Consider the following 22,929-nt stretch of genomic DNA (forward strand, 5'->3'; position numbering starts at 1 on the left):
GAGCCTCTTTCAGTGAAATCTCAGGATTAAAGACAAGGTGAACATCAACAAAGTTAAAAGGGCCCGCCTTTCGCGTCTTTAAAAAATGGTAGCTGGTTACTTTAGGCGTTGACTCTATAATTTTCACTATTTTTTCAACCGTTTCATCTTCAAGGGCAACATCCATCAATATCAAAATACCTTCTTTTATTAACTCATAAGCAGAATAAATGATATAAAGGGCTATGGCAATGCCGAAAAATCCGTCAACTGCGTAAAACTTTGTGAAATATACAATGGCAAGGGATAGAAGAACAGCAGAGTTTGAAAGGAGGTCTGTTTTATAGTGAAGGGCGTCCGACTTTACAACAAGGTTGCCGGTTTTCTTAGCAACGTATTCAAGAAAAACGACAAGCCCCCCTGTTAAAACAATGGAAACAACCATAACAAGAAGAGAAGTCCCAAGATGCGTTATCGGCCTGTTATGAATTATTTTCGTAATACCCTGATACATTATGAAAAGACCGGACATCGTGATAATCAAACCTTCTATAACGGCTGCAAGTGCTTCTATCTTCCCGAGCCCGTAGTTAAATCTCTCGTTAGGTGGCTTTTCGGCGTTGTGTATGGCAAAGTAATTGAAAAGAGAAACAAAAATATCAAGAATCGAATCAATTGCAGAGGCAAGAACGGAAACGGAACCGCTCACAACACCCACAAAGAGTTTTATTACGACAAGCACCGCCGCAACGGAACTTGCCACAACGGTGGCTTTTTTCTGAAGAGACATGCTTACTCCTTGAACCCTTTTGGATATGAACCTAAAATCTTCATGAAGGAAGTGCCCTGGGCTACCTCTTCAAGAGCCTTTTTGAGCTTGGGTTCAAGCCTGTGGCCGTCCATATCAACAAAGAAAACGTATTCCCAGGGGCGTTTCTTTGTAGGTCTTGACTCTATTTTGCTAAGGTTAACATCATAAAGGGCAAACGGCTTTAAAGCGTGGAATAAAGCACCTGCAACGTGCCTTGTGCTGAACATTATGGACGTTTTATCGTTCCCGGTAGGTGACTCGGAATCTTTCATACCGACGACAAGGAATCTCGTAAAGTTCTGGGAAATTTCCTGAATGTTCTTTTCAAGGATATTTAAATCGTAAAGAAGTGCTGCTGCTTCACTTGCAACAGCGGCAACGCCTCTTTCCCTGCTTGCCAGCTCCGCGGCTTTTGCAGTGCTTGAAACTTCTTCAATCTCAGCATGAGGAAGATTTTCAGTCAACCACTTTTTAGCCTGAGCGATTGCATGACGGTGGGAATAAACCTTTTTAATGTCCTTTAAAGAAGCTTCCTGACTTAAAAGGTGAAGGTTAACGGGGACAAAAATCTCACCGCATATCTTAAGTTCCGTATCAAGAAACATGTCAACGGTGTAGTTAACGATGCCCTCTATTGAGTTTTCAACCGGAACAACACCATAATCAGCCCTTCCTTTTTCCACCTCCTCAAAAACATCGGTTATTGAAGCCATCGGCCTTAAGTCTGAAGAGGTACCAAAATGTTTAAGAGCCGCAAGGTGAGTAAACGTTGCAAAAGGTCCCAGAAAAGCAACTTTTGTAGGCTCTTCAAGAGCACGGCAGGCAGATATTATCTCCCTGAAAATAGCCCTTATTGACTGAGGCGGAAGAACACCGTACTGCTTGTTCATCTCCTCAAGCTTTATAAGAATCTTTGCTTCCCTTTCAGGAACGTAAAACGGCAGTCCCTTTTCTCTCTTAACTTCTCCAACCTCTTTTGCAAGCTGCGCCCTTTTGCTTAAAAGCTCTATCAACTGCTTATCTATCCTGTCAATCTGCTTCCTGAGCTCTTCCAATCTATCCATCTACTTTCTCCTTCTGTTTAAAGGACATCCCTTCCTGCTGCACTTAGAACACTTTCCAGTACTTATCCTGACAGTTGCAAAAAGAGAAATTAGAAATATTATAACCAAAAAAAGATTCTCAACCACTTTACAAGCCCCTTGCACCTTTAAAGAAGCAAAAATATAATCATGCACAAATTCTCAGAGGTAAAGATAAAACGATGCTTGATAAAAGGCTACTAAAAGTCGTAAGAGGAAGGCTGAAAACAGAGGGCAAGGTTACCTGTTCAGGGCTGCCGGGCGGAGCAAAAGCCCTGTTTTTAAAAGAACTTCACACAGCGACTAAAGAAAAATTCATCCTCATAGCACCGACAGAACCTCTATCTGAAGCATTACACGCAGACCTTTTAAGAGAAGGAATTAACGCGGTTTATCTACCGCCGTGGGATTCTTCACCTTTTGAACCTGCATCACCCTCTCCATCTGTTCAATACAAACGATTCTCTGCCCTTTTCAGGCTGCTTGAAGAAGACTTTGAAATTCTGGTAACAAGCGTTAAAGGTTATCTTCAAAAAGTCCTTTCACCGGAAGAGATAATAGAGTACTCTCTAACCATTGAAAAGGATAAAGAAATCCCAAGGGGAGAACTTGAAAAATTCCTGACAAAAGGCGGTTTTACAAGGGTTGAAGCAGATGCAGAAGAGGGCGAATTCCTGCTAAAAGGTGATACTCTCACCATCAACACACCTGAAGAAAAGGTAACCGTTGAGTTTTTTGGCGACACTGTTGAGAAGATAACGGTAAACGGAAAAGAAAAAGAACGGGTTACAATCTTTCCTCTATTTGAGATGGTACCTGACAGAGATAGGCTTAAAAGCCTTGAAGATATATATCCAGAAGTTTATGAGAAACACTTTCTCTTTCCTTCTTTAAGCGGTGCGGAAAAGCTCCTGCCGGATTTTTTCAAGTTAGTGCCTTTAATGGAGTACATTGAAAGCCACCGTATTGTTACGGTTGAACCTTTTCAGTGTAAGGCAATAAAGGAAGATTTCATAAGAGAACTTGAAAACGAAGCGAAAATCCTCGAGCGGGAAGGATATCCCCACTCAAAAGTTGAAGGTTTTGTTTCGGATGAACTTCCTGAACCTTCAATTACGATAGTGGAAAAGGGGGAAAGTGACGCCGACTTTGGTTTAACACCGCTCCCCAACCTTGACGTTGTTGAAGCTGAAGAAATCCTTAAATCCGTTTCTAAAGACACGATAAGAATAATCCACTCAACAGAAAGCCTGAAAGAAGAAATTGAGAGACTCCAAAAAACGTTGAACCTGAAAATTACCCTCGAAAAAGGCATTTCCGCAGGCGGATACAGGATAAAAGAACAGTCGTTTTCCCACCTGTGCGAAATAGAGGTCTTCTCACCGTTTAAGGAAAAGTCCGTTCTAACTCTTTCACCGGGTGAACTTGTTGTTCACAGAGACTACGGCATAGGAATATTCAAAGGAATAACCAGCAGAAGGATAGCAAACAAAAAGTTCGACTTTGTTGAAATAGAGTATGCAGGCGGCGAAAAACTTTTTGCCCCGTTTACACAGATAGACAGAATCTATCCGTATTCAGGTTACAAAGGAAAAAAGCCAAAACTTGACAGGTTAGGCGGAACATCCTGGAAAAATCTTGAAAGACGGATAAAAGCCTCTCTTATAAAGTTTGCCAAAGAGCTTGCAGAGCTTTACAAAGAAAGAAAAACGGTAACAGGTGAACCTATCGTTGGAAATCCAGAAATAGTAAAGGCGTTTGAAAAGGCATTTCCGTTTAAAGAGACAGAAGACCAGCTTAAAGCTATAAGAGACGTTTATCGGGACATGGAATCGGAAAAGCCGATGGACAGGCTCATATGCGGTGATGTCGGTTTCGGAAAGACGGAAGTTGCCATGAGAGCCGCGATGAAAGCGGTATCCGCAGGAAAGCAGGTTGCGCTCCTTGCACCAACAACGATACTTGCAGAACAGCACTACAGAACGTTCAAAGAGAGATTTAAAGACTTCCCTGTAACGATCGAGCTTCTATCAAGATTCAGAACCAAGAAAGAACAAAAAGAAATACTTGAAAAACTTAAAAACGGTGAAATAGACATAATCATCGGTACCCACAGGTTAACCTCTCCTGACGTTGAATTTAAAAATTTAGGACTTCTGATAATAGATGAAGAACACAAGTTCGGCGTTAAAACAAAGGAGAAACTAACATCCCTAAAGAAAAACCTTGACGTTCTTTATCTGTCCGCAACTCCGATACCGAGAACCCTCTATTCGGCCATATCAGGTTTCAGAGACATATCGGTTATCGAAACACCTCCCGTCGGCAGAAAGGGAACAAAAGTTGCCGTGATGAAATACACGGATAAAATCCTGAAAACGGCAATTGAACGGGAGCTTGAAAGAAACGGACAGGTGTTTATTGTCCACAACGACATATCTTCCCTTGAAGAGATTAAACAGAAAATAGAATCCTTTTTTCCTGAGGTTCCTTCAGAAATCATTCACGGACAGATGAGGGCAGACAAGATAGAGAGAATTATGCACCGTTTTGTAAACGGCGAAACGAAAATTCTGATAGCAACCTCCATCGTCGAGTCTGGACTTGATATACCTTCAGCAAACACTTTAATCGTCATCGGTGCGGAAAATTTTGGACTATCTCAACTATATCAGCTAAAGGGAAGAGTCGGAAGAGGCGTAGAAAAAGGCTACTGTTATCTCCTCATCTCACCTAAAGCAAAGCTTACAAAAGAGGCTGTAAAAAGGCTTGAAGCTGTTAAAAAGGTATCCCAGCTTGGCGGTGGATTCCAGTTAGCACTAAAAGACCTTGAGATAAGAGGCGCTGGGAACCTTTTAGGACCTCAGCAGAGCGGCTACATCAACTCTGTGGGACTTGACCTGTACTTAAAACTTTTCTCAGAGGTCGTAGAAGAAAGGGAAAAAGAGAAAGACGTTAAGCTAAACATCCCTGTTGAAGCTTTCATCCCTGAAGACTATATAGAGGATTCAAAAGAAAGACTAAAGGTGTATGCAGAACTTTCATCAACAGAAAATCCTTCAGAACTCCTTGATAAGATGAAAGAACTCTACGGACCAATCCCTGATCCCGTTGTAAATACGTTCAAACTATTTAAAATCAAAAAGCTGGCAAAAGAGTTGGGTGTAGCGGAACTTTCCCTTACCCCTTCTGGAAGGTTGATACTTAAATTTAGTGATGAGGTAAACATATCACCTGACCAGCTGGTGGAATACGTAAAGGAAAAAGGAGCAACGTTCACACCGGATAAAACACTTTACGTTGACGCAGGAACAACACTTGAAAAGGTAGAAGAAACACTTAAAGAGCTTAAGGAGAAAACCTGTGATAAAGAGAATTGAAATAGAGCCAATTCCACTTACCGAAGGATGCTCAAAGCTGGTTTTAAAGGTTGAAAGGGGCATTATCGTTGAAGGTTACTACTACGCTCTTGTTCCTATTAGAGGCTTTGAAACTCTCCTTCTTGACAAGGAAGCTCCCTTTGCGACGGTCGCTGCAACAAGAATATGCGGCATGTGTCAGGCAGTTCACAGCATAGCGGCGGCTAAAGCAATAGAAGACGCCTGCAACATTGAAGTTCCAGAAGCTGCAGAAAAGTTGAGAGAGGCTCTTAACCTTGCCGTAAGAGTCTATAATCATCTGCTCCATCACATTGTCATATCGGGAAACATGTTTGAAGACAAAGACGAACGATTCGAATTTATAAAAGGCGTTCAGCGTATCAGAAAAAATATCTCAACGATAATGGAAATAATCGGCGGTGAGTTCGTTCATCCGCCAAATGTGGTCGTGGGCGGTATCTCTTCATCAATAGATAAATCTGTCAGAGAGAGACTTATAAACCTCGCTGATGAAAGTATTCCCCTTGCAGAGAAGGAAACTAAAAGATTTATTGACTATATAAATCACATATGGAAGAAACGAAACCTGCCTGATAATCTTGGCTCTCATAACCTTGATTTCTTTATAGCTGAAGACTTCCATTCAGAAGATATAGAAGAGCTGTATCCCCAGGAAGTTTTTCCAGAGTTCCCTTTTAAAAGAGAAGCAACAAACACCCTCGTAAAGGTAAAAGGAAAAGCCGTTGAAACAGGCGTGAGAGCAAGAAAAGTTAAAAAAGAAGGTTTTAAACCATCAGGAGGTATAAAAGAACTCCACATACTGAGAGCAGAAGAAATCATATCTGCTTTAAAGAAGATGAAAACAATACTTGAAGAAAACACTTTTAATAGAGAATTATGGAATAGAGAATTTCCTGTTTCCGACGGAGAAACAACGGGTACAGGAATTGTTGAAGCACCAAGAGGCGTAAATATTCACCAGGTAAGAGTTGATAAAAGCGGAAAGATTACATATTATAAGATTGTTGTACCTACTGCTATAAATATGTTAGCCATTGCAGAAGCACTTAAAGGTGAAAAAGTTGAATATGCTGAGATGGTGGTGCGGGCGTACGATCCCTGTATCGCCTGTGCAACACACTAACGGGGAGAAAGTTGGTTTATTCATTTGATAACTTTGAACTTGAAGAAGACATAAAAGTTAAAGTTGGCTTTTTCCATCTTTCAAGCTGTTCAGGATGCCAAATAGCTTTCCTTGATATGTTTGATGAACTTGCAGATGTTCTTGATACCGTAGAAATAGCCTACTCAAATCTTCTTACAAATAACAAAGAAATTCCTAAAATAAATGTTGCTTTCGTTGAAGGCACTTTCTCTATAGGTTTTGAACCCCACATCAGATTACTTAAAGAAATATACGAAAAAGCAGACATTATCGTAGCCGTAGGTGGATGTGCAGCTTTTGGAGGAATAAGAAGATTAAATACCGGTGCCCAGGCTCCACAACCTTCTCATCAGGCATCAATTCCCATAACAGAAGTTGCCTTTTTAAGAAACAAGATAAAGTATGTTATTCCGGGATGTCCACCGAATCCTAACCTCTTGTACAAGTTTCTCCTTGCACTACTTGAGGTAAACGAGGATTTTTTAAGACCGTTTGAATTCATGGTATTTTCAACATTTGCCTGCGGATATGACATCCTTACAGAAGTGGTAAACAAAGGACTCTGCACTGGTTGTGGTACATGTGTCTCCGCTTGCCCAACAAGAGCCCTTGAATTCAGCAAAAGAACGCAGAGGCCTCAATTCAATAGATTATTCTGTATAAGCTGCGGTTCATGTCTTGCGGCATGTCCTCAGTCATTCAAACCATATCCCCAGCCGGTTTATGGATAGGGAGGGACAATGCTTGGGCTTAACAGGCAATTCATACTGGGAAAATTTACAAAGGCATTCTTGCTCCGAGCTGGTAAGAACGCAACACCAAAAGACAATCTCAGGATTCTCCTTGAATCAGCATTTGATAAGGGGTTAATAGATAGTGTAATAGGAACAACCATCAAAGAGAAAAATGGTACAAGTGTAACAACTCCTGTATTTATAAAATCTAAAGAGGAATTAAAAGGCAATGAACAGTTTTTCTTCGTCCATGGTGGACAGAATTCTATATTAAAGGAAATAACGCAAAAATATTCTTTTGAGAAGGTGGCTGTTGTTGGACATTCTTGTGTCCTTGATGGGATAAATAAGATGCAGTATTTCGGAATAGGGTACAACTTTACCGCGTTGAAGTTCGCACTAAAGATTGGAATTTTCTGCATTGGTGCGGCTTCAATGGAAGGAATAAAGTGCCTCCTTAAAGAAAAAGGAGATAGTTCAGGAAGAATAAATGAAATTTTCATTAATAGAAGTAAAATTTATATAAAATCATCTAAATTATTTGCATTTTCACCCGAAGAATATTATTTTTATGTTAACGAGGGATGCAAAGTTTGTATGAACGTAAGTTCCCGAGGAAGTGACGTTACATTTGTCCCTTGCCTTGATAATGACTATTCTTTATGCTTTGTCAGGAGCAAAAGGGCTGAAAAGCTCTTCGAAGATGTTCCTTTTGAAGTCAAAGAGGCGGGGGAGGAAGAAATTTCAAGGGTTGAAAATATGGCAAAGGAGATACTAAAGAAAAACATAGAGACTACCCTTGAGAGAGCAGAACTTGGAATACCGTCAAACAAATGGGACAGGAACAGATATGGAAGATTCAGCGCGCTGTGGAACAATATATATGCTGAAGATATAGAAGAGGAGGTGTTTTAAAATGCTTCTAACAGAAGAACTAAGAATGAAAGCAGAGGTTATTAAGGTCCTCGGACATCCAGAGAGGCTCGCTATTTTGATGCTCCTCTCCGATGGTGAGAAATGTGTAAAAGATTTAAAGGAAGCTCTTGGCATTTCTCAACCAAAGGTTTCCCAGCACGTTGGTATCATGAAGGAGCTCGGGATACTCAACTTCAGAAAAGAGGGAACAAAAGTTCTCTACTCTATCGGAGACGACAGAATAAGAGAATTCCTCGATATCTTTGTTCTTGACTGATCAGGCAGGCGGGTAATTCCCGCCTTTTCTTTTCTCTCCTTTCCTTCTTTTATCAGCTTGCTCTGTAAAAATTCTTAATAAAACTGCCTTCATATTTATACTCCAATTATTTGTATAATAAACTTTAAAAAGAGCTGGAGGAAGCAGGTGGCTATAAAATTTGGAACTGACGGATGGAGAGGTGTAATCGCCGATGATTTTACATTTGAAAACTTAAGAAAAGTAACCCAGGCCCACGCAAAAGTTTTAAAAGAAGACGGCGCTAAGAGAATCGTTGTCGGATATGATATGCGTTTTCTATCACCGGAATTCGGAAAGTTTGTAGCCGAAACTCTATCCGGCGAAGGATTTGAAGTTGTTCTTGCAGACACGTTTTCACCAACACCAGCGGTATCTTTCGCAACAAAATACATGAACTTTGACAACGGTATCGTTATCACAGCTTCTCATAATTACGGAAAATACAGTGGTTACAAGGTAAAAGAATCATTTGGCGGTGCAGCAACGACAGCTTACGTAAAGAGAATAGAAAAGTACCTTCCCGATGTGGAAAGTGCGGAAAGAAAAGCTGGTGAAGTTAAAACAGAAGACATAAACACTCCCTACATTGAAGCTGCGAGAAATCAGATTGATCTGTCACTTTTTAAAGAAAGAGCGGTAAAGATTGTTCACGACCCTATGTTCGGTGCACAGCAGAACTTCGTTTCGCAAGCCTTAAAAGGAACAAAGGCAGAAGTTACAGAGATACACAGTTACAGAGACCCCTTATTCGATAATAAACATCCTGAACCCATTGTTGAAAAGAACATAAAATCTTTAATGGAAAAAGTAAGAGCAGTAGGTGCTGACATAGGCATAGCAAATGATGGAGATGGTGACAGGGTCGGCATAGTTGACGAGAACGGGAATTTTGTAAACTCACAGATAGTGTATGCCTTAATACTCCTCCACGTACTTAAAAACAAAGGACTTAGAGGCGGCTGCGTTGTAAAAACTGTATCAACAGGATACCTGGTCAATAGAGTCTGCGAAGATTTCGGAATAGAACTTATTGAAACACCTGTTGGATTTAAAAACATAACAGAGGTGATGCTTAAAAGGAAAGTTCTCTTTGGCGGTGAAGAGAGCGGCGGTTATGCCCTCATGGATTATCTACCCGAAAGAGACGGTCTTCTCATGGGACTGTTTATCGTTGAAAAGATGCTGGTTGAAGGCAAAAGTCTTTCCAAAATGGTAGAAGAACTGTTTGAAAGGTACGGAAGCGCCTACTACAGAAGGATCGACCTTCCGGTTTCAGAAGAAGAGAAAGCCGTTCTTAATAAACTTAAAGAGAATCCACCGGAAGAGGTAGAGGGAAAAAAAGTTAAAAAAGCTCTAACAATAGACGGCTTAAAACTGATATTTGAAGACGATTCATGGCTCCTGTTCAGACCATCAGGAACAGAACCGGTGTTCAGAACATACGCAGAAGCACCAACGCCGGAAGAGGTAGAAAAACTGATACAAAAAGGCATTAATCTGATAAAGGGACAGTAATCCGTCCCTTTACATCAGATAAGATTACTGTTTTCAGATTGCTCTTTTAAAAGCCTCAGATAATCTTCTGCGGAATATATCAGTAGCTTTTTTTCAGCCGCAAAACCTTCAAACAATTTTTTTCTGCTTTTCTTCCACTTGTCATACTTAACTTCTCGTAAAACCATAAAAATCAAGAGACACATAAAATATTCTGTGTGGCTCCAATCCGGATTCAATCAGGTGGTCTATAAAAAGTTTCATTATAGTTGTTTGTCCTGCCCTTCCAAGACCGGTCAAAAGAATCACATCTTTTGTATTAAGAGGAAAGAAAAGTTCGGAAGTGTACTTTTCTCTATCTACTTTTCCCTTAGCTGCCTTTTCTCCTTCCCATCAGGGATTAAAACGATAAAGTATAATTTCCGTCTTTACGCTACCATCGTATAAAACAAGCACCGTCTCTGGTTTATTTAAAATCCAGCTGAATATACCACTAATACTTGACAGAAAATCCAGTTTCACTACATTTTTAGAATGAACAAAATATCAAGGAGGTTGAATGCCGGTTTACGAGTTTAAATGCGAAGATTGTGGAAAAGAGTTTGAAAAGTTTGTTATTTCAGCTTCAAAGGTAAGCGAGGTAAAGTGTCCATACTGCGGTTCTCAAAACGTTAAAAAGAAAATTTCTGCATGCGGTATAGGTGGAAGCAGCTCAAGTTCAAGCTCAACAGGTGCAACCTGCTCACCGTTTGGCTGAGGTATTTAAACAGGGGCGGTCTGCCCCTTTATCCTTTCAAAGTAGTGAACAGGATCTCCCCATCTATCAAAAACAGGCGTGTATCCTGCCCTTTCTATTCTTTCTGCCATCTGAGAAACGGTCAGATTGTTCTTGTTCTCGTAAATTGAATAAGCTTTTTTGAAATCAGAAGGTGTAAAAACAGGCATAACAACATTTGCACCGGCTATTATTCCAGTTTCAAGGGAATTCTCACATCCGGGAATACTTTGAAGAGCAGTTGACGCAACTATGTTTACATCTTCCAGAATAACTCTGGCAAAAGCTATCATCTTCACGGAAAGCTCATAAGCCTTCCTGTAAAAACCCTTCTTCTCTATTTCTTTTCTGTACCATACGAAAAGAGGCGTATCTCTATGCTCTATGTAAGGCCCCATACCTACCATATCTACATCAAAACTTTTAAAAAATTTAAGGTCGTTGAGAAGATGCTTAATCGTCTGTCGCGGAACGCCTATCATAACACCCGTTCCAACCTGATAACCTATCTCTTTAAGCCACTCAAGACACTTTAATCTTGTATCAAAAGAATGGTCTTTATCCACAGGATGAAGTTTTTCGTAAAGTTCTCTATCCGAAGTTTCAATCCTCAATAGATACCTGTGGGCACCGGCCTTAAAAAGCTCTTCGTAGTGTTCTTTCTCAAGTTCACCAAAGGATATTGTTATACCGGCACCTTTTGGTTGTTTTCCATTTTCTTCATCTATCTTTTTTGTCTCTTCTTTTATCCTTTTCACAATGTTTACAAGCTTTTCAACCCATCTGTCACTTTTTACTTCTCCCGACTGAAGGGCAAGGGAGGAAATACCGCTTTTATATATAGAAACGCCAATAGCAACTGCTTCATCCTCAGACAGGGCGTACCTTCTCAATTTCGTATTATCTTTCCTCAAACCGCAGTAATAGCAGTTTTTTGAGCAGATGTTTGATATTTCAACAAGACCTCTAAAATAGACAAAATCACCAACTTTTTGTTTTCTTATAAGGTCTGCAAGTGATATAAGAGAACCACTGACACCATCTATTGAAAGTTCTTTAAGAATCCTATCGTCACTTATCTCCATCAAAATACCCTTTGAGAATCCTGACTATCTCTTCTGACTTACTTTCATCTATACTATCGTCAAAAATGGAAACACCGTAACGTTCATTAATTTTGATCCTTTTAACAAAAGGAGAAAGCTCCATAGAAGAACCGCAAAGAAAAGACCAGCGCCTCCCCAAAAGTTCACACAGGGCAACGTTAACATCGGGAAACTTCTGCTTAATCTCTTTTTGAAACGCTTCAAAACGTTTTATCACTTCTCCTTTCTCCATACTTAACTCCATAAAAAAAATATGGGGGAAAATATCCCCCTAAAATTATACGTAAAGGTCTCTCTCACCGTTTTCTATCCTTTTAAGGTACTCTTCAACAATTTCCCTTAATTTTGGATGGTTAATGGCTTCAAGTTCTTTCTTTATAAGCTCCTCACCAACCTTCCTCGTTTCAGGAGAAGCGTAGTCAAGGAGATACTCTTTAAACGTCAAAATGGCGTTAGGCATGCAGAGGTGATGAACCTTACCGGTTTTTGCTATATCCATAAAGTAGTTTCCTGTTCTTCCACATCTGTAACCTGCTGTACAGAAACTTGTAATCCTTCCAGTGGAAGCAAGCCACCTGATACCTTCGTCAAGTGAACGGTTATCGTTAATGAGAAACTGTTGTTTCTCAGGGTCAAAGGCACCTTTGCTGTAAGAACCAACACCGATGTTTGTTCCAAAGTCAAGCTGAGTAACACCAAGAGGTAGAACCTTTTCTCTTATTTCTGCAGGTTCTCTTGCCGTTAAAATCATACCTGTGTAAGGCACGGAAAGCCTTATAACCGCAACCAATTTCATGAAATCTTCGTCACTTACAAGATACTTCCTCTGCTTCTCATAGAATGGTGTTCCAACTGCCGGCTCAAGCCTCGGAAAGGAAATTGTGTGAGGTCCGACGCCGCCAAAACGCTTTTCAAGATCAATAGCGTGGTATAGAAGTCCCATTACCTCAAAACGCCAGTCGTAAAGGCCAAAAAGTGCTCCTATAGCGACGTCGTCAACACCTGCTTCCTGCGCCCTGTGAAGTGCGTATAACCTCCACTGATAGTTTGCTTTAAGACCTCTGTGAAGTTTCTTGTAGGTCTCGTGGTGGTATGTCTCCTGGAAAACCTGATATGTTCCAATTCCAATATCCCTTAAAAGTTCAAGGTCTTCAACGCTCATAGGAGCTGCGTTAACGTTTACCCTTCTGATTTCCCCGTGACCGACTTTCGTTTCATAAGTAACTTTGAGAGTCTCTGCTATAAACTTTGCATCTGAAAGGGGATGTTCACCGTAAACCATGATAAGCCTTTTGTGACCCTGCTTGACAAGTGCTTTCACTTCCTCTCTAAGCTCGTCCATTGTAAGGCGTTTTCTCTTTACCTTATCGTTGGAAATTCTGTAGCCACAGTAGTCACAATCGTTCACACAGTAGTTGGAAACGTAAAGTGGCGCAAAAGTTACAATCCGTCTACCGTAAACTTGCTCTTTTATTTTTCCAGCCGCTTCAAAAATCTCCTGCCATAGTTCTTCATCTTTAACGTGCAAAAGTGCCGCTGTTTCATCAGGTTCAAGCCTTTCAAGTTCAAGAGATTTTGCTATAATTTCTCTTATACGGGAAGGTTCGGGATTGCTGTTTGCCTTTAATTTTTCCCATATCTCCTCATCGTTGATGAAATCCCTGCCGTTTTCCATGTACTTCTCATACTGTTCTGGCTTTATAACGTTAGATATCCAGGATTTTACAGCCTCTTCGGTTAACATTTCTATTCCTCCTTTTAACGCTGTTTCTAAAAGCCCTCAAAGCTGATGGGAAAGGTTCAAGCACCCTCTCTGCCACCCCTTGAGTGAGGGATATTGTCATCCCGTAGTTTGTTATTGGTACGCCGGCCCTTTTAGCAGCTTCTATCCTTGAAAGCATCTCCCTTCTATTTAAAGTGCAGGCTCCACAGTGAACAACAACATCGTAACCGGATAGGTCCTCCGGATAACTTCTTCCTGCGTGATGGTGAAACTCTATATCCTTTAAACCGGTAAACTGCCTTATCCATCGGGGAATCTTAACTCTACCGATATCGTCCTCTATTGGATGGTGAGTGCAGGATTCAGCGATAAGAACCCTTGCACCTTCTTTAAGATTTTTTATTGCTGCAAGTCCTTTTGCAAATTCGGTAATATCACCTTTATACCTTGAAAAGAGCACCGAAAATGTCGTGAACTTAACACCTGAAGGAACGTCAGCAGAAACCTTTAAAACTACCTGAGAGTCACAAATAACAACGTCAGGCTTCCTGTTTAAGATAGAAAGCATGAATGGAAGTTCCCTTTCCTTAACAACAATTGCCGTTGCATCACTATCAAGAACATTTCGTATCGTTTGAACCTGAGGCAGAATCAGCCTCCCTTTAGGTGCTTCAAGATCTATAGGAACAACAAGGACAGCTATACCGCCTGGGGGAACAAGGTCACCAATAAGCTGAGGTTCTTTTAGAAACTCTGAAGGAACAACCTTAAGCAGAATCTCCTTGAATTTTGAAAGTGCCTCTTCCCTTGAATCGCTCTTTGCAGAAATTTGAATAACAGGTGCTTTCTCTTCAAGCTTCTTTACAAAACTTTCAGACGGTTTTGAAAAATCCACTTTATTGACAACAAAGGCAAAAGGAATCTTTTTCTCCTCGAACTTTTCTATCAAGTGCTCTTCAAAATCGGTAAACTTGTCAGGTTCAAGAACTAAAACGGCAACATCACACCGCTTGAGTATCTCCATTGCTTTTCTTATTCTCTCTTTCCCAAGTAGAGACTCGTCATCTACACCGGCAGTATCAAGAAAAAGCACAGGACCTATAGGGAGAATCTCCATTGCCTTTTCAACAACATCTGTCGTGGTGCCGGGAACGTCGGAAACTATAGAAACTTCCTGACCGGTCAGAAGGTTTATAAGACTTGACTTACCCACATTTGTCCTGCCAAAAACGCCTATGTGAAGCCTCAATCCTTTAGGTGTTGAATTCATCTAAAAGCTCCTCTAAGTCCTCTTCATCATAGCCGAAAGCGTTAAGGTATTCTGGTGAGAGAAGTTTTTCAACAACTTTCCTGCCAAACCTCTGTGTCAGATAATCCCTAATGTTTTTCACTCCCTTCTCTTTTATCTCCTTAACTACCTCTGTCGCATTTTCATAACCTATAAGGGGCAACATAACCGTAACAAGGGAAAAGCTTCTATCAAAGTATTCCTGACACTTTTCAGGAACAGGCCTTATCTGGGCAACGTGCTTAGAAAGAATTCCAGAAATATTAATAAGAAGTTTTAAAGCCTCTATTAAAGAAAAAGCAAGCAGCGGCATAAACTCTACTATTTCAAAGGAAGCGTGAGATGCACACTCTCTAACCGTTGAAAAATTGGCTTTAACTCTAATTGCAACCTGCATTGCAGCTTCCATGATAACCGGATTAACTTTTCCCGGCATTATGGAAGAACCTGACTGAACAGGTTTTAAGTTTATCTCTTTTAACATGTTCATAAGCCTCAAATCATTCGCTATCTTAAAAACGTTTGATGCATATGCGTCAAGAATTCCTGCTACTTCCACAAAGTCGTCAGCAAAAGCGGTGACAGAAACGGGATTTTCATGCCTTGATATGTTCAGGCCTGTAAGCTCTCTCAAAACTTCTATGACTTCAAAAATGTAATCTCTTGGAGCTGCCAAACCGGTGCCGATGGCAGTTCCGCCGATATTAAGTGTCCTTATCCTCTCCATAGCCTTCCATATACGCCATCTATCCCGGGAAATAGCATCAGCATACCCGGAAAACTCTCTGCCAAGCGTTATGGGAACAGCTTCCTGAAGCTCTGTCCTGCCTATTTTTACGATGGAAGCAAACTCTTTCTCCTTCTTCTGAAGGCTCCCCTGAAACTCGGCAACTTTTTCACTGAGCTCCTTCAGAAGAAAGAGAGAAGCAATCTTAAGAGCCGTTGGATATGTATCGTTTGTTGATTGATGAAGATTTACATGTTCAAGGGGGTGAACGGGAAAGTACTTTCCCTTTTTACTGCCTAAAATTTCATTTGCCCTGTTAGCTATAACTTCGTTTACATTCATGTTTGTGGAAGTACCGGCACCACCCTGAAAAGCATCAACTATAAAATCCTCTTTAAACTTCCCATCTAAAATCTCATCGCAGGCCTTAACTATCGCCTGAACAATTTTCTCTTCCAGATAGCCAAGCCTTCCATTTGCAATGGCAGCAGCCTTTTTAACAACTGCAAAACCTTTTATAAGCTCGAAAGGAACACGATACTTAGAAACAGGAAAATTCCCCGCCGCCCGGGCGGTATGAATGCCGTAGTACCGGTCAGCGGGGATAGATACCTCTCCTAAAAAGTCTCTCTCAATGCGAAATTTCATCAGTGGTGATGTCCCTCCGGAATATCCTCTGGAATATCAATTTCTACAATTTCATTTTCAACCCATTTAGGGTTGTGATGAGCCGCAACCTCTATAGGTACAGTTCCAGGTCCAAATCCAAACATAGCTTTAACGTCGTCCGGGTGAATAAGGGCAAGTGGAACATGGCCGAATGTTGCCATTGCACTAACAAGGATTGAACCCCAAACGTGAACGTAGAACATAACAGTAAAAAGACCTTTTCCAAGGGCATGCTTAAAGAGGAAAAGTCCCCATCCCGTTACGATAAGAACCGCAACAAAGAACACAAACATTGGATAACTTAACTTCTGACCTGCGTTGTACTTGCCTTGAGGCGCAACTTCCTCAGGACCAAAAGGAATTCCAAGCATCCTCGGATAACCACCAAAGTTTTTAAACCATGCAAATGTATCTCTATCCCAGGTAAAGAGTCTGTCAAGCATCATGTAAAATCTGTGGGGTGTAATAAATACAAATGCAATAAAGTTAAGCGTAAAAATAACAGCTGTGTAGATGTGAATCTTCATCATAAGAGCCATCGTTTGCGGCGATGCAAGCTTAAAGTAAGCAATAAGGCCTGTTATAAGAAGAATATACCAGGTCACGGCATTCACATTATGAAAAATCTTATTTGGAAGAGGAAATTTTAAAACTTTGTTTGTGTAATCATTAGCCATTACGCACCTCCCTTTTTGCTAACTGCCACCTTTCGTAGTAACGATGCGTGTGGAGAAGGTGATGGGATTTCTCACTTAAAGGATATTCTCCAAACTGCTCGTAATACTCCTTGACTGTCGGGTTTTCCTGAGAAGCAGCAAGTCCCTCTTTCTGATGAATCTTATCATCTTTGTAAAGACCTTCCTGCCTTGATGTAATATAAACGTGCCTTTTTCCATAGAAATACCCTATAACTGCCTTGCCAAAAGCCACAAATGCAGCAAGGATACCTGTAACTTTAAGAAATCCCCTCCTTGAAACAACCATAGAAGCAGGACCTTCTTCATACTTGTAAGGCAGCTTCCTCATACCTCCTTACCTCCTCAAATTAAATACTGTTTCCAACTTCTTTTGGAATTGGGAAAAGCCCATCAATCCAGCCTGTTCCCATACCGTTAACAGGCTGTCCACCACCATCAACACATCCACCGGGACAGTTCATAACCTCTATCCAGTGATACTTGGAACTTCCATCCAGCACCTCTTCTACTATTGTCGGAAGATGGTTCCTATTTCCGTTAACAACACACACATGAAGATCAAACGTTTTTCCACCAAGGAGCTTAACCGGAATTGGAATAACCGCCTCTCTGATACCTGTTATGTAACCACGAACAGGATAGATATCCCATTTTGGTGGTCTTTCACCGGAAAGAACAAAGTAAGCCATACGGAGAGCAGCCTCAGTAACTCCACCTGAAGTTCCGAAAATTGTCCCACCACCCGTATAAATCTCCGTAGGTTCAGGATTTTCAATTTTTTCGGGCATTTCAAGAGGATTAATACCGTTTCTCCTGAGAAGCTCAGCCATATCTCTTGTCGTAAGAACAGCGTCAACGTCAGGGAATGGCGGTGTATCCTCTGGAATCTTACCGTTTTCCTTAAGATACTTGTAAGCAGACTTGAATTCCGGTCTTGAAGCCTCAAAAATCTTTGCAGTACACGGCATTACTGTAACATTATAAACGTTTCTCGGATCCACATTCCAGACATCAAGAGCAGCCCACGTTTTGGCCGACGGACCGAATATCTGCTGTGGAGATTTTGTACCTGAAACATGAGGACGAACGGCAGGAGCATAAAGTTCCATCCATCTTATCCATCCAGGACAGCAGCTTGTAAAGTGAGGAAGAGGATGGTGCTCACACCACTCGAGATTAATCGTTACAGGCTCAATTCCAAGAGCCTTTGCCATTTCCTCATCTATCTTCCATTCTTTCAGACCGACAACATGATAGAGAACTTTACAGATAAACTCCATTCCCTCTTCCCAGATAGTCTGATCAGCAGCAAGGTTGATGTCGTAGATTTTTACGTTGTTTCCAAGCTTCTTAAAGGCATTGTACATCCTGCCCACGGTAAGCTCTCCCGTTTTTCCACCAAATTCCTCTGCGAGAGCTACTCTTACCGCCGGGGCAGGTGCAAAAATAACTACTGTGTTTGGATCTTTTAACTTGGCATAAATCTCATCAATCTGAGACATCTGCTCAATAGCCTGAAATGGACAGTTAACAAGGCACTGACCACAGGTTATACAGCGGTCAACATCAATTGAATGAGGCTCACCAAGTTTCCCGTTGATGGCGTCCGCCGGACAGTGAGGTCTGCAGGTATCACACGCCATACACCTGTTTTTGTTAATCCTGATGATGCCCTTAAGCTCACCTGGAAGGTACGTACCACCTCCACTTCTTGCATCCTTGGGCGGAGCAAAGGTTGTTATTCTTTTCGTTCCAAATAAAGACATCCCTTTTACCTCCCTTCTAGGTTAGTATCATTTATATGTAGTTTAGTGAAATTAAATTGTGATGTCAAGAACCTGTAGTAACAAATACTGCATAAAAATTTCGCCAAATATTAACACTGCCGGATACAAAGAGAAGCTTATGTAAAATAATTTTTATTACCGAATAAAGAATAGATAGTCCTCATCTGAAACTGGACTGAAAGACTGTTTTTACTTAAAATAAAGGACAGAACAAACGTCAAGAGAGACAGTATGGACAGACTGAACAAAAAACTCACCCCTGCCCTTAAACAGTACTTTGAAATAAAAGAAAAGTATAGAGACACATTACTTCTGTTCAGAATGGGTGATTTCTATGAACTCTTCTTTGAAGACGCAAAGATAGCTGCGAAAGAACTTGAAATAACACTAACATCCCGCGGTTTTGGAAAATCGGTTGAGAAAATTCCTATGTGTGGCGTTCCCTATCATAGTGTTGAACCCTACATAGAAAAGTTAGTAAGAAAAGGGTACAAAGTCGCCATCTGCGAGCAGATGGAAGAACCAAAACCGGGCAAAAAGGTCGTAAAAAGAGAAGTCGTAAGGATTGTTACACCTGGAACATACTTTGAAGATGAGAAAGAAGACCGTTTTCTTATGGCAATTTATCCTGAAGGAAAGAACTTTGGCATCTCATGGACTGAACTTTCCACCGGAGACCTATTTTTCACAACAACAGATAAAAGTGGCCTTTTCAATATAATAAGCAAATTTAAACCTAAAGAACTCATCGTCCCGGAAAAACTTAAAACGCTTTTCAAAGAGGTAAAAAGTTTATCACCTGAAACATTTTTCCAGACAAAAGAAGAGTTCTATTTTAAAGATGAAGAGACAATAGTTACAGAACGCAAAGGTGAAGCAAAAAGTCTTTCCGCGCTTAAAAAATTTATAGAAGAAACACAAATTGAATTCATACCAAAGCTAAAACGACCAAAGAGATACTCCGAAGATTCGTTTATGCACATTGACCCTCACACCTGCAGAAGTCTGGAAATTGTTGAATCAATGAACAACGGCAGAAAAGAGTACTCACTATTTGGGACCCTTGACAAAACACTAACAGGAATGGGAAGAAGATTCTTAAAATTCTCTCTGCTTCATCCTTTAAAAGAAAAAGAAGAAATAGAGGCAAGACTCGATAGCGTAGAAGAGCTAATGAACTCATTTCTCATAGCTGAATCAATAGGCAATATCCTGAAAAATGTATATGACATAGAAAGATTGCTTTCCAAAATAACTTCCGGAGTCGCCTCACCAAAAGATTTAGCAGCCCTTCGCCGCTCTATTAAAAACCTTCCAGAACTGAAAAAATACCTCCTATCCATGTCATCAAAACTTTTAAAAAGCCTCGGAAAAGATTTAGATACATTAGAAGACATCTATTGCGAACTTGAAAGAACGATAGTGGAAAATCCACCTTTTTCATCCAGAGAAGGTGGAATAATAAAAAGAGGTGTCAATAAAGAGTTAGATGAATTAAAAACCACTCTTGAAGAAGGCGAAGAAATAATTAAAAGAATTGAGGAGCGGGAGAGGAAAAGAACGGGCATTGCAAGTCTGAAAATCAAATTCAACAACGTTTTTGGCTACTACATAGAGGTTTCAAAGGCAAATCTCCACCTTGTTCCTGACGACTACATGCGAAGGCAGACCCTTGTAAACGCTGAGCGATTTATAACACCTGAACTAAAAGATTTTGAAGAAAAAATCCTATCGGCAAAAGAGAAAGTAGAAAAACTGGAATATACAATATTTGTAAACATAAGAAAGTTCATAACCCAAAATGCAGAAAGAATTCAGCATACGGCAGAAATAATCGGCAAAATTGACTTTTTACTGTCTCTTGCAAAAGTGGCAGTTGAGAGAGGATATACAAAACCCGAGATAGACGATGGTTACAACCTGAAAATAGAGGAAGGGAAACACCCTGTTTTAGAAAAGTTTTTAGAAGAAGACTTTATCCCGAATTCCATCAACCTTTCAAAGGAGAAATTCTTCGCAATTGTAACAGGACCAAACATGGGCGGTAAATCGGTATTTTTAAGACAGACCGCTCTTATAACACTAATGGCACAGATAGGATCATTTGTTCCAGCCAAAAAAGCAAAAATTGGAGTCGTAGATAGAATCTTTTCCCGCGTTGGTGCTTCAGACAACTTAAGCAGAGGACTTTCAACGTTCATGATGGAAATGGTGGAAACGGCAAACATCCTTCATAACGCCACAGAAAAAAGCCTTCTCATTTTAGATGAAGTTGGAAGGGGTACAAGCACATACGATGGAATGAGTATAGCAAGAGCTGTCGTTGAATACATAACTATGAAAATAGGAGCAAAAACCCTCTTTGCCACCCACTACCATGAACTTACAGAACTTGAAAAAGAGATAAGTGCTATTTTTAATCTTCACGTAAGCGTAAAAGAATTAAACGGAAAAATCGTATTTACTCACAAGGTTCTTTCAGGAACTTCTGAAAAATCTTACGGTATTCATGTAGCAGAACTTGCAGGTTTACCGGAGGAAGTAATCGAAAGGGCAAGAGAAATTCTTCTCTCAGTTGAAAAAGAAAATCAAATAAAAGAAGATTTTGACCTTCCCTTATTTAAAATTTCAGAAAAAAAGACAGAACTTACTCCACCTCAACAGGAAAGTGAGATTATCAAAGAGCTTGAAAATATAGATATATCAACCACGACACCTCTTGATGCTCTTATGATACTTGCCAGACTAAAAAAGATGATAAAAAAGGTTTAAAAAATGGAAGTAAAAGTCACAAATGAACACAATAAAAAGAGACTCGATGTTTTTCTTTCCAATATCGCAGATATTTCACGAAACCAGGCAAAGCTTCTTATAGAAGACGGTGAAGTAAGCATAAACGGGAAGATTATTAAAAAACCGTCCCACAAAGTTAAAGAAGGTGATATTGTAAGTTTTGAAATACCGGAACCTGTACCTTTAAACGTAGAACCTGAAAACATACCCGTTGAAATCGTTTACGAAGATAAAGACGTTGTAGTTGTCAACAAACCAGCAGGAATGGTAGTTCACCCTGCGCCGGGACATTACACGGGAACTTTAGTAAACGCTCTACTATACCACTGTAAAAATCTTCAGGGAATAAACGGAACCATAAGGCCCGGCATCGTTCACAGAATAGACAAAGACACAGCAGGGCTTTTAGTAGTTGCAAAAAATGACACCGCTCAGAACAGCCTGATAGAGCAGTTCAAAAAAAGGAGCGTCGGAAGATTCTACAGAGCTTTTGTGCACGGAACAGTTAAAAAAGATAAAGAAAGAATCGTTCTGCCAATAGGAAGAGATAAATTTAACCGAAAGAAGTTCTCCCCAAATACAACCTCGCCAAAAGAGGCCATAACCAACTATCAGGTAATCAACAGATTTGAAAAACTCAACTTTACAGACATAAGGTGCAAGTTAGAAACAGGAAGAACTCACCAGATAAGAGTCCACATGTCCTACCTCGGACACCCGCTCCTTGGTGACGAAATTTACGGGTTTAAGCTATCAAGAATAAAAGACGAAACACTTAGAAAACTTATAAAAGAAATGAACATGCACGCTCTATGCGCCTGCTACCTTGCATTTGATCATCCATCAACTAAAAAAAGAATGGAGTTCGAAATTGATCTACCAGAAGGAATGAGAAAAATCCTTGACTATGCAGAAAAGCAAAGATAGTATATAATACATTCTTAAATTATCATAAAGCAAGAGAGAAGATAATGACCGGTGGAGAGGGAGTTCTCGTTTTTGCCAGTAAATATTCTAAGGGAGAAATAAAAAAACTCATAAACTCTCTAAATAGTTACGACTTTGTTTGTGGCATGACAACAGCCGGAGGGATAAACGGTGCAAACATAACTTCTGAATCTGTAAATTCCACCTTTCCACTAAAAGACTTAGAATACATGGTATTGGAAGAGGGAAACCTATCCAGAGAATCCGCAACTAAAGCTGCTGTCAAGCTTAAGTCTTTTAAGCCGAAAGTCATTATTATGCTTGTAAGCGACTTAGATGGTAATGTAGAAGAATACTTAAACCAGTTTGGCCGCATATATCCAGAAGCTCCCCTCGTCGGCGGTTTAGCTTCCAACCCGAAAGGATTCGTAAATACGTATGTATTCACAAAAAACAAGATAATCTCCGAAGGTATTGTATCCCTGGCTATAAAAGGTGAAAGTATAGAGACCTTCAGAGATTACGCTTTTGGCTGGAAGCACCTTGAAAAAAATTCAAAATTTACGAAATAGAGGATA

The 22,929-nt window shown here is 40.3% G+C and carries 20 protein-coding genes; 10 read left to right on the plus strand and 10 right to left on the minus strand.

What is annotated here, in order from left to right:
* Together MV676_RS02940 and pheA are read right to left on the minus strand one after the other, a co-directional pair.
* The coding region (locus MV676_RS02940) for a cation diffusion facilitator family transporter (RefSeq protein ID WP_297445120.1) at nucleotides 1-769 on the minus strand (769 nt) is incomplete at its 3' end.
* A gap of 2 nt (nucleotides 770-771) precedes the next feature.
* Nucleotides 772-1,854, minus strand: a complete 1,083-nt coding sequence (pheA, locus tag MV676_RS02945) for a prephenate dehydratase (protein WP_022846163.1) — start codon at nucleotides 1,852-1,854, stop codon at nucleotides 772-774.
* A 200-nt stretch (nucleotides 1,855-2,054) separates the two neighbouring features.
* Between pheA and mfd the strand changes: the two genes are divergently transcribed.
* The 7 genes from mfd (at nucleotide 2,055) to MV676_RS02980 (ending at nucleotide 10,615) form a co-directional block, all read left to right on the plus strand.
* Complete coding sequence (mfd, locus tag MV676_RS02950) at nucleotides 2,055-5,252, plus strand: transcription-repair coupling factor (protein ID WP_297445123.1); 3,198 nt, start codon at nucleotides 2,055-2,057, stop codon at nucleotides 5,250-5,252.
* Nucleotides 5,236-6,396, plus strand: coding sequence for a nickel-dependent hydrogenase large subunit (locus tag MV676_RS02955; protein WP_297445124.1), 1,161 nt, complete (start codon nucleotides 5,236-5,238; stop codon nucleotides 6,394-6,396). The genes mfd and MV676_RS02955 overlap by 17 nt, the downstream gene beginning before the upstream one ends.
* A gap of 11 nt (nucleotides 6,397-6,407) precedes the next feature.
* A complete protein-coding gene (locus tag MV676_RS02960; protein WP_022846159.1) occupies nucleotides 6,408-7,148 on the plus strand; it encodes a 4Fe-4S binding protein in 741 nt (246 codons plus the stop codon).
* Between the two features lie 9 nt (nucleotides 7,149-7,157).
* Nucleotides 7,158-8,066: a Coenzyme F420 hydrogenase/dehydrogenase, beta subunit C-terminal domain gene (locus tag MV676_RS02965; protein ID WP_297445126.1), complete on the plus strand. Its 909-nt coding sequence runs from the start codon at nucleotides 7,158-7,160 to the stop codon at nucleotides 8,064-8,066.
* A gap of 1 nt (nucleotide 8,067) precedes the next feature.
* Complete coding sequence (locus MV676_RS02970; protein WP_022846157.1) at nucleotides 8,068-8,343, plus strand: metalloregulator ArsR/SmtB family transcription factor; 276 nt, start codon at nucleotides 8,068-8,070, stop codon at nucleotides 8,341-8,343.
* Nucleotides 8,344-8,490: 147 nt separating this feature from the next.
* On the plus strand, nucleotides 8,491-9,879 hold the full coding sequence (locus tag MV676_RS02975) for a phosphoglucomutase/phosphomannomutase family protein (protein WP_297445129.1): 1,389 nt from the start codon (nucleotides 8,491-8,493) through the stop codon (nucleotides 9,877-9,879).
* Nucleotides 9,880-10,417: 538 nt separating this feature from the next.
* Nucleotides 10,418-10,615: a zinc ribbon domain-containing protein gene (locus tag MV676_RS02980; RefSeq protein WP_022846153.1), complete on the plus strand. Its 198-nt coding sequence runs from the start codon at nucleotides 10,418-10,420 to the stop codon at nucleotides 10,613-10,615.
* A gap of 5 nt (nucleotides 10,616-10,620) precedes the next feature.
* Here the strand turns inward: MV676_RS02980 and hydE are convergent, their stop codons facing one another.
* From hydE to MV676_RS03020, 8 genes are read right to left on the minus strand one after another with little or no spacing between them, the layout of a single operon-like run.
* Nucleotides 10,621-11,718: a [FeFe] hydrogenase H-cluster radical SAM maturase HydE gene (gene hydE / locus MV676_RS02985; protein WP_297445132.1), complete on the minus strand. Its 1,098-nt coding sequence runs from the start codon at nucleotides 11,716-11,718 to the stop codon at nucleotides 10,621-10,623.
* Entirely contained in the window at nucleotides 11,705-11,971 is a 267-nt protein-coding gene (locus MV676_RS02990; RefSeq protein WP_297445134.1) for a hypothetical protein, read from the minus strand. Before MV676_RS02990 ends, hydE begins: the two co-directional genes overlap by 14 nt.
* Nucleotides 11,972-12,016: 45 nt before the next feature.
* Nucleotides 12,017-13,414, minus strand: a complete 1,398-nt coding sequence (hydG, locus tag MV676_RS02995; protein ID WP_343214954.1) for a [FeFe] hydrogenase H-cluster radical SAM maturase HydG — start codon at nucleotides 13,412-13,414, stop codon at nucleotides 12,017-12,019.
* 31 nt (nucleotides 13,415-13,445) lie between these two features.
* A complete protein-coding gene (hydF, locus tag MV676_RS03000) occupies nucleotides 13,446-14,732 on the minus strand; it encodes a [FeFe] hydrogenase H-cluster maturation GTPase HydF (RefSeq protein ID WP_297445139.1) in 1,287 nt (428 codons plus the stop codon).
* Entirely contained in the window at nucleotides 14,716-16,125 is a 1,410-nt protein-coding gene (locus MV676_RS03005; protein ID WP_297445141.1) for an aspartate ammonia-lyase, read from the minus strand. The genes hydF and MV676_RS03005 overlap by 17 nt, the downstream gene beginning before the upstream one ends.
* Nucleotides 16,125-16,823 carry a cytochrome b/b6 domain-containing protein gene (locus MV676_RS03010; protein ID WP_297445142.1) on the minus strand — a complete coding sequence of 233 codons (699 nt, stop codon included), beginning with the start codon at nucleotides 16,821-16,823 and terminating at the stop codon, nucleotides 16,125-16,127. The genes MV676_RS03005 and MV676_RS03010 overlap by 1 nt, the downstream gene beginning before the upstream one ends.
* Nucleotides 16,816-17,172, minus strand: a complete 357-nt coding sequence (locus tag MV676_RS03015; protein ID WP_297445145.1) for an iron hydrogenase small subunit — start codon at nucleotides 17,170-17,172, stop codon at nucleotides 16,816-16,818. The genes MV676_RS03010 and MV676_RS03015 overlap by 8 nt, the downstream gene beginning before the upstream one ends.
* 19 nt (nucleotides 17,173-17,191) lie before the next feature.
* A complete protein-coding gene (locus MV676_RS03020; protein ID WP_297445148.1) occupies nucleotides 17,192-18,610 on the minus strand; it encodes a [Fe-Fe] hydrogenase large subunit C-terminal domain-containing protein in 1,419 nt (472 codons plus the stop codon).
* A 252-nt stretch (nucleotides 18,611-18,862) separates the two neighbouring features.
* Here MV676_RS03020 and mutS point away from each other — a divergent pair, with 252 nt between their 5' ends.
* The 3 genes from mutS to MV676_RS03035 are packed head-to-tail and all read left to right on the plus strand — an operon-like array spanning nucleotide 18,863 to nucleotide 22,923.
* Nucleotides 18,863-21,403: a DNA mismatch repair protein MutS gene (gene mutS, locus MV676_RS03025; RefSeq protein ID WP_297445149.1), complete on the plus strand. Its 2,541-nt coding sequence runs from the start codon at nucleotides 18,863-18,865 to the stop codon at nucleotides 21,401-21,403.
* A 3-nt stretch (nucleotides 21,404-21,406) separates the two neighbouring features.
* Nucleotides 21,407-22,351, plus strand: a complete 945-nt coding sequence (locus MV676_RS03030; RefSeq protein ID WP_297445152.1) for an RluA family pseudouridine synthase — start codon at nucleotides 21,407-21,409, stop codon at nucleotides 22,349-22,351.
* Nucleotides 22,352-22,395: 44 nt separating this feature from the next.
* Nucleotides 22,396-22,923: an FIST N-terminal domain-containing protein gene (locus MV676_RS03035; RefSeq protein ID WP_297445155.1), complete on the plus strand. Its 528-nt coding sequence runs from the start codon at nucleotides 22,396-22,398 to the stop codon at nucleotides 22,921-22,923.
* Nucleotides 22,924-22,929 lie beyond the last annotated feature (6 nt).

The sequence above is a fragment of the Desulfurobacterium sp. genome (assembly GCF_027028515.1).
Taxonomy (GTDB): domain Bacteria; phylum Aquificota; class Aquificia; order Desulfurobacteriales; family Desulfurobacteriaceae; genus Desulfurobacterium_A.

Excerpts from the sequence above, each read along its gene's own strand:
- MV676_RS03005 (WP_297445141.1), bottom strand. The coding sequence starts at position 16,125 with ATGAAATTTCGCATTGAGAGAGACTTTTTAGGAGAGGTATCTATCCCC.
- hydE (WP_297445132.1), bottom strand. The coding sequence starts at position 11,718 with ATGGAGATAAGTGACGATAGGATTCTTAAAGAACTTTCAATAGATGGT.
- MV676_RS02980 (WP_022846153.1), top strand. The coding sequence starts at position 10,418 with ATGCCGGTTTACGAGTTTAAATGCGAAGATTGTGGAAAAGAGTTTGAA.
- MV676_RS03010 (WP_297445142.1), bottom strand. The coding sequence starts at position 16,823 with ATGGCTAATGATTACACAAACAAAGTTTTAAAATTTCCTCTTCCAAAT.
- MV676_RS02965 (WP_297445126.1), top strand. The coding sequence starts at position 7,158 with ATGCTTGGGCTTAACAGGCAATTCATACTGGGAAAATTTACAAAGGCA.
- mfd (WP_297445123.1), top strand. The coding sequence starts at position 2,055 with ATGCTTGATAAAAGGCTACTAAAAGTCGTAAGAGGAAGGCTGAAAACA.
- hydF (WP_297445139.1), bottom strand. The coding sequence starts at position 14,732 with ATGAATTCAACACCTAAAGGATTGAGGCTTCACATAGGCGTTTTTGGC.
- MV676_RS03015 (WP_297445145.1), bottom strand. The coding sequence starts at position 17,172 with ATGAGGAAGCTGCCTTACAAGTATGAAGAAGGTCCTGCTTCTATGGTT.
- MV676_RS02970 (WP_022846157.1), top strand. The coding sequence starts at position 8,068 with ATGCTTCTAACAGAAGAACTAAGAATGAAAGCAGAGGTTATTAAGGTC.
- MV676_RS02990 (WP_297445134.1), bottom strand. The coding sequence starts at position 11,971 with ATGGAGAAAGGAGAAGTGATAAAACGTTTTGAAGCGTTTCAAAAAGAG.
- pheA (WP_022846163.1), bottom strand. The coding sequence starts at position 1,854 with ATGGATAGATTGGAAGAGCTCAGGAAGCAGATTGACAGGATAGATAAG.
- hydG (WP_343214954.1), bottom strand. The coding sequence starts at position 13,414 with ATGGAAAACGGCAGGGATTTCATCAACGATGAGGAGATATGGGAAAAA.
- MV676_RS03030 (WP_297445152.1), top strand. The coding sequence starts at position 21,407 with ATGGAAGTAAAAGTCACAAATGAACACAATAAAAAGAGACTCGATGTT.
- MV676_RS03020 (WP_297445148.1), bottom strand. The coding sequence starts at position 18,610 with ATGTCTTTATTTGGAACGAAAAGAATAACAACCTTTGCTCCGCCCAAG.
- mutS (WP_297445149.1), top strand. The coding sequence starts at position 18,863 with ATGGACAGACTGAACAAAAAACTCACCCCTGCCCTTAAACAGTACTTT.
- MV676_RS03035 (WP_297445155.1), top strand. The coding sequence starts at position 22,396 with ATGACCGGTGGAGAGGGAGTTCTCGTTTTTGCCAGTAAATATTCTAAG.